The following is a 5,755-nucleotide window of genomic DNA, read 5'->3' as shown; positions in this document are numbered from 1 at the left end:
GGGCGAGGCCGGGGCCGGGGCCGGGCTCGGGCTCGGGGGAGGTGCGGATCCTGCGGTACGACGAGGGCGCGGCGGACGAGGTGGAGGCGCTGGCGCGGCTCGGCGGCGTACTGAAACCGGCGGACATCGAGGCGCTGCACGCGGTGGCGCGGGACCGGAGGACATGGCTCCGGGCATGACCGTGACAAATGTCCCGGCCGGCACAGGACAGTCGCATCTGTCGCCCAACTGCCCCTGGCCAGCAGGCTGTAGCCATGGAAAACACGGGGAACGCCGCCAACGCCAAGAAGAACTTCGGCCCGCTGATCGTGGACGCCGTCATCCCGACGGCCGCCTACTACCTCCTCAAGCACGAGGGGCTTTCGACCGTCTCCGCCCTCGCCTGGAGCAGCGTCGTCCCGGCCGTCCGTACGGTCTGGAGCCTGATCAAGGAGCGGCAGCTCAACGGCCTCGCCGCCCTGATGCTGGTGGTCAACCTCGTCGGCCTGGTGCTCACCTTCCTCACCGGCGACCCGCGTCTGATGCTCGCCAAGGACAGCGCGATCAGCTCGACGGTCGGCATCGGCATCCTGGTCTCGGTGGCGATGGGCCGCCCGATGATGTCGGCAGGACTCAAGCCGTGGCTGGTGAAGGCGGACAACGCCAAGTCCGAGGCCTGGGACCGGCTTTCGGCAGGATCGGCACGCTTCCGCCGTATCGAGCGGACGTTCTCGCTCGTCTGGGGAACCGCGCTGCTCGCCGAGTGCGCCGTGCGTGTGGTGGGTGCGTACACGATTCCCGTGGACACCATGATCTGGCTGGGCGGAGTGTTCACCGGCGGCGCCATCCTGCTCGCCATGATCGTCGGCAGCGTGGTCGCCGTGGCCCCCATGGAGAAGCTGATCGAGGCGGAACTGACCGAGAAGGCCGAAGCGCCCGCCGCCACCGCCACTGCCATCACCGCTCCCGCAACCGTCTGATCCGGGCTCATCCGAACCGAACCGAGAGGCGGGACCCGCCATGCGACGCCACGGCATCAACTACGACACCGGTTTCACCCCCATGGGCCCCGAGTCCTCCCGTACGGAATTCGACGCGGCCACCGTCCGCAGCGAGATGCGGATCATCGCCGAGGAACTGCACTGCGACGCGGTCCGCGTCTCCGGCGGAGACCCCGAGCGGCTCACGGTGGCCGCCGAAGCGGCAGCGGCGGCCGGTCTTGAGGTCTGGTTCGCGCCCTTCCCCTGCAACCTCCCCGCCGAAGAACTCCTCTCCGTGCTCACCGAGTGCGCGGACCGTGCCGAGACGCTCCGGCGGGCGGGCGCCGAAGTGGTCTGTGTGACCGGCTGCGAGATCACCCTCTTCAACCCCGGCTTCCTGGCGGGCGACGACCTCATGGCGCGGATCACGGCCCTCACCACGGCGGACCACACCTGGTACGGGACCCAACTGCCCGCCATCCTCGCGGAGTTCAGCACGTTCATGGCCAAGGTCGCGGCCGCCGTACGCCCCCGCTTCGGCGGCCGGATCACCTATGCGTCCGGCCCCTGGGAGCACATCGACTGGACCCCCTTCGACATCGTGGGCGTGGACGCCTACCGGGCCGCGTACAACAAGAGCTCCTACCGCGAGGAGATCCGCGGCCACTTCGCGCACGGCAAGCCGGTCGCGGCGACGGAGTTCGGCTGCTGCGCGTACGAAGGAGCGGGGGACAAGGGCGGCACGGGCTGGGACATCGTCGACCATGAGGCAAAGCCGCCGGCCCTGGACGGCGACTACGTACGCGACGAGTCCGAACAGTCCCGCTATCTCACCGAGCTCCTCACGGTCTTCGAGGAGGAGGGCCTGGACGCCGCTTTCTGGTTCACCTTCGCCGGGTACGGGGCTCCGCACCGCGCCGGCGACCCGCGCCACGACCTGGACCTGGCGACGTACGGCGTGGTGAAGATGCTGGAGCCGGGCGGGAAGGGCGTCGCGCACCCGGACATGGACTGGGAGCCGAAAGAGGTGTTCGGCACCATGGCCGAGCTCTACGGGCGGCACGTTCCGCGGGACCTTCGGCCTTAAATCGCAGGTAAAGGAACCTTCTCAGCTTGCTGAAAAACCCCTGGTCCGGGAGGTCGGGACCGGTCCCGGACCTTCGGCCCTGCCGATTTTCCGATCTCGAAAGCGAGTGAACCACCGAACCGCCACGCCCCTCATAAGCGGTGTACCTGGACAAAACGCCTCAGGTCGCTTCTAGGAGGTTCACTCATGCGCAAGGCATTCACTGTCTCGGCCATAGCGGTTGCCGCTTCGCTGGCCGTCGCCGTGCCGGCGACCGCATTCGCCGCCGACGGATCGCCGGCGCCTTCGCCGGTGGTTTCCACCTCCACCGGGACCCAGACGGACCAGCAGCAGGAAGCCGTCCAGGTACGGCTCTCGCAGTCGAGCGGCAAGCCGGGCGACAAGGTCACGGTCACCGTCAAGACCTCGGGCAAGGCCGACAAGGTCTCGGTCTCCTCCGACGGTCTGCAGGACATCCAGGTCGCGCAGGCCTCCAAGACCGGCGACACCTGGATCGCCACGGCCACCATCGCGAAGAACGCCAAGTTCGGTACGTACCAGGTCAACGCCATAGCCAACTTCCCCGACACCGCGCAGCAGGCGTCGGCCACGCTCTCGGTCAACACCGACCCGATAGTCAAGCCCGACCCGGCCAAGGCCTCGATGAGCCTGTCCACGGACGGCGGCAAGCCGGGCGACAAGGTGGACGTCACGATCAAGGGCGCCACAGGCTCCACCGGCACCAACGCTTCGGTCGAGTCCGACGCCTTCGGCGGCAAGGTTGCTCTGCAGAAGAGCGGCGAGAACACCTGGCACGGCACGGCCACGGTCTCCAAGAACACCAAGTCGGGTTACTACCGCGTCGACGGCTACGTCGGCAAGACCCGGATCGACTCGGCCAAGTTCGGCGTGGCCAACGACGTCGCGCACCACACCGACCACAACAAGGTCGCCCCGCTCAACCCCACGCACCACAAGACCCCCCGCGGCTCGGTGAACACCGGCCAGGCCCCCGCCGCCTCGTCCCATGACGGCATCAACACCGGCATGATCGCCGGCGCCTCCGCCCTCGGCATAGCAGCCCTGGCCGGTTCCGTCGCCCTGCGTCGCCGCCGCACCAATGGCTGAGGCAGCCATGGCCCGCCAGGGCGGCCGCGTTCTCCGCGTGGCCGCCCTGGCGGGCGCCGCCGCACTCGCGGCGGCCCTCGCCACCGGCTGCTCGTCGTCGCCCCCGACCACGACCGGCAGCACGAGCCACAGCACCCCGGTCACCCGCACCGCCGCCCTCACCCCGTCCGTCCCCGACCACATCTCCATCCCGGAGATCAAGGTCGACGCGGACCTGGGCACCGTGGGCCTGGACGGCCACGGCGTGATGGAGACCCCGCCGATGAACCGGCCGATGCAGGCCGACTGGTTCAAGCAGGGGCCCACCCCCGGCGAGAAGGGCACGTCCGCCATCGTCGGCCACATGGACACGGCCCAGCAGCCCGAGGCCGTCTTCTACAACCTCAAGAAGCTGGCCAGGAACGAGGAGATCAAGGTCCACAGAGAGGACGGCACCACGGCGGTCTTCAAGGTCGACGCGGTGGACACGTACAAGAAGAGCCAGTTCCCCACGGACAAGGTCTACGGCAGCACGGCCAAGCCCGAACTCCGCCTCATCACCTGTGGAGGCAGCCTCACCCACGACCGCCACTGGGACTCCAACGTCGTGGTCTACGCCCACTTCGCCGGCAAGGCATGACCGTCGTCCTTCAGTCCTGAGGCAGCGAGGCGAGCCAGCGCTCATCCTCGAACTCGGCCGGGACTTCGTCCTCCCACGGATCGATCCCGCGGCGTTCCAGCTCGTCGAACCACTGGTCCCGCCGTGACTCGGGAAGGCGGTGTCCGCACCAGGGGCAGAAGTCGATGGTGATGCTCGATGTGCCGCCGTCGTGAATGATCAGCCCGTACTCCCGGAACTTGGCGCTGAATTTGATCAGCGCGTCCGGGCAGTCGAAGGGGTCGTCGTGCTGATCGCAGCGCACGTTCACGCGGCGGTTCATGGCCTCGCAGCAGTGGTTGGTCATGACCTCGGCTTCTTGTCGGGCGGCCCCGTGATCCGTCTCGCGGATGCGCCGCGGCCGGCCCTGGATACGCGAAGACCCCGTTCTCAGCGAAACCGCTGATGGCGGGGTCTTTGGGCACCTCGTAAAAGGTGCCCCCGGTAGGATTCGAACCTACGCATCCGGCTCCGGAGGCCGACGCTCTATCCCCTGAGCTACGGGGGCGTATCGCCACGGTGAAGTGGCGACGGGTAGAACCCTACCAGCTCAGAGGGGGTGGCCAGAGGCGGCATTTCCGTGGGTCCCGGGCGGTGGTACCCCGGAGGGGGTGGAAGTGGGCAAAACCCGGACGCGGCCGTGCCGGCGGACCTACTCTCGAGTTGTGTCGGGCATGTCCGGCCGGGTGCTTGTCGTCGACGACAACAAGGTCATCCGGCAACTGATCAGGGTCAACCTGGAGCTGGAGGGCTTCGAGGTCGTGACCGCGGCTGATGGTGCCGAATGCCTGGACGTCGTGCACCGCGTCTGCCCCGATGTGATCACCCTCGATGTGGTGATGCCTCGCCTGGACGGGCTGCGCACCGCCGCACGGCTGCGTTCCGACCCGCGGACCAGCCGGCTGCCTGTCGCGATCATCAGTGCCTGTACGCAGTACGAGGTGGAGACCGGCCTCGCCGCCGGTGTCGACGCCTTCCTCGCGAAGCCCTTCGAACCCTCCGAGCTGATCCGGCTCGTACGGCAGTTGATGCTCCGGGAGGCGCCGCCGTCTCCAGGGGGCACCTCCCGGCCGGAGGCCGGGGGAGACCGGCATGAAGCCGGCCGTGCCGGGAGCGCGCGCGGCTGACGGCACGACCGGCTGCCCGGGGTGTCCGGGCGACCGCATCGCGAAACCGGTTCGCGAAGTGCCCCCCCTTCTCCCATACGCTGGTCTCGTGACCCCCGCAGATCTCTCTCGTACCGTCGTGCGTGCCGTACGCACCGCGGTCGACGAGGGTGCCCTGCGCGTGGCCGTACCGGAGTCCGTCGAGGTCGGGCGGCCGCGTCCCGGAGGGCAGGGGGACTACGCCACCAATGCGGCCCTCCAGCTGGCCGGACCTGCGGGAATGCCGCCCCGCGCGGTCGCCGAGGCGCTGCGGGAACGGATCGCACGGATCGCGGGGGCCGCGGGGATCCGCACCGTCGAGATCACCGGCCCCGGCTTCCTGAACTTCACCCTGGCCGGGGACGGCTCGGCGGAGCTGGTTCGCACCGTGCTCGCTCAGGGACGGGGGTACGGACACGGCGACGCCCTCGCCGGGACCGACGTACCCCTGGCACCCGCCGACGAGCCGCGAGCCGCGGTCGTCACCGACGCCGTGATCCGGCTGCTGCGCTCCCAGGGCGCCCACGCCACCCTCACCCCCGGCGCCCCCGAGGCGCTCCGGGTGGTGCCGTTGCCGGCCGGCGCGGGTGACGTCGTCGCCCGTATCGGAGCCGACGCCGCCCGCTGGGGCATGCTGCGGCCCGCCGCGCACGACCACCCGACCACCGGCGACGAACTGCTGATCCAGCGCGAGAGCAACCCTCTCTTCCGGATCCGGTACGCCAGGGCGCGCAGTCTCGCCCTCACCCGCAACGCCCACGACCTGGGCTTCCGGAGTTCGTACGAGGGGATCGCCGACACGACCGCCCCCGCCCTGCTC

At 69.5% G+C, this 5,755-nt stretch carries 7 protein-coding genes and 1 tRNA gene; 6 read left to right on the top strand and 2 right to left on the bottom strand.

Annotated features, from left to right (window positions below):
• The first annotated feature begins 254 nt into the window (after positions 1–254).
• The 4 genes from J0695_RS35765 to J0695_RS35750 all read left to right on the top strand — a co-directional run bounded on the left by J0695_RS35765 (position 255) and on the right by J0695_RS35750 (position 3,772).
• On the top strand, positions 255–959 hold the full coding sequence (locus J0695_RS35765; RefSeq protein ID WP_206968943.1) for a VC0807 family protein: 705 nt from the start codon (positions 255–257) through the stop codon (positions 957–959).
• Positions 960–999: 40 nt separating this feature from the next.
• The gene (locus tag J0695_RS35760) at positions 1,000–2,046 is read left to right on the top strand and encodes a glycoside hydrolase family 113 protein (RefSeq protein WP_206968942.1); all 1,047 of its coding nucleotides are present in this window, start codon (positions 1,000–1,002) and stop codon (positions 2,044–2,046) included.
• 186 nt (positions 2,047–2,232) lie between these two features.
• The gene (locus J0695_RS35755) at positions 2,233–3,153 is read left to right on the top strand and encodes a hypothetical protein (protein ID WP_206968941.1); all 921 of its coding nucleotides are present in this window, start codon (positions 2,233–2,235) and stop codon (positions 3,151–3,153) included.
• On the top strand, positions 3,146–3,772 hold the full coding sequence (locus tag J0695_RS35750) for a class F sortase (RefSeq protein WP_206968940.1): 627 nt from the start codon (positions 3,146–3,148) through the stop codon (positions 3,770–3,772). The genes J0695_RS35755 and J0695_RS35750 overlap by 8 nt, the downstream gene beginning before the upstream one ends.
• A gap of 10 nt (positions 3,773–3,782) precedes the next feature.
• Here J0695_RS35750 and J0695_RS35745 read toward each other — a convergent pair whose 3' ends face one another.
• A complete protein-coding gene (locus J0695_RS35745; protein WP_206968939.1) occupies positions 3,783–4,097 on the bottom strand; it encodes a DUF6980 family protein in 315 nt (104 codons plus the stop codon).
• A 129-nt stretch (positions 4,098–4,226) separates the two neighbouring features.
• A tRNA-Arg gene (locus J0695_RS35740) sits at positions 4,227–4,298 on the bottom strand.
• Between the two features lie 166 nt (positions 4,299–4,464).
• Between J0695_RS35740 and J0695_RS35735 the strand changes: the two genes are divergently transcribed.
• Both J0695_RS35735 and J0695_RS35730 read left to right on the top strand, forming a co-directional pair.
• Positions 4,465–4,917 (top strand): response regulator, encoded by a 453-nt coding sequence (locus tag J0695_RS35735; RefSeq protein WP_242553621.1) that lies wholly within the window; start codon positions 4,465–4,467, stop codon positions 4,915–4,917.
• Positions 4,918–5,005: 88 nt separating this feature from the next.
• The coding region (locus J0695_RS35730) for a DALR anticodon-binding domain-containing protein (RefSeq protein ID WP_206968937.1) at positions 5,006–5,755 on the top strand (750 nt) is incomplete at its 3' end.

The organism is Streptomyces beijiangensis, from assembly GCF_017315755.1.
GTDB lineage: Bacteria > Actinomycetota > Actinomycetes > Streptomycetales > Streptomycetaceae > Streptomyces > Streptomyces beijiangensis.
Note: the sequence above shows the minus strand (reverse complement) of the source record. Positions and strands in the feature narration are given on the sequence as shown.

Bases quoted from the DNA above. Each gene is read 5' to 3' on its own strand.
- J0695_RS35750 (WP_206968940.1), top strand. From the start codon at position 3,146: ATGGCTGAGGCAGCCATGGCCCGCCAGGGCGGCCGCGTTCTCCGCGTG.
- J0695_RS35745 (WP_206968939.1), bottom strand. From the start codon at position 4,097: ATGACCAACCACTGCTGCGAGGCCATGAACCGCCGCGTGAACGTGCGC.
- J0695_RS35765 (WP_206968943.1), top strand. From the start codon at position 255: ATGGAAAACACGGGGAACGCCGCCAACGCCAAGAAGAACTTCGGCCCG.
- J0695_RS35755 (WP_206968941.1), top strand. From the start codon at position 2,233: ATGCGCAAGGCATTCACTGTCTCGGCCATAGCGGTTGCCGCTTCGCTG.
- J0695_RS35760 (WP_206968942.1), top strand. From the start codon at position 1,000: ATGCGACGCCACGGCATCAACTACGACACCGGTTTCACCCCCATGGGC.
- J0695_RS35735 (WP_242553621.1), top strand. From the start codon at position 4,465: ATGTCCGGCCGGGTGCTTGTCGTCGACGACAACAAGGTCATCCGGCAA.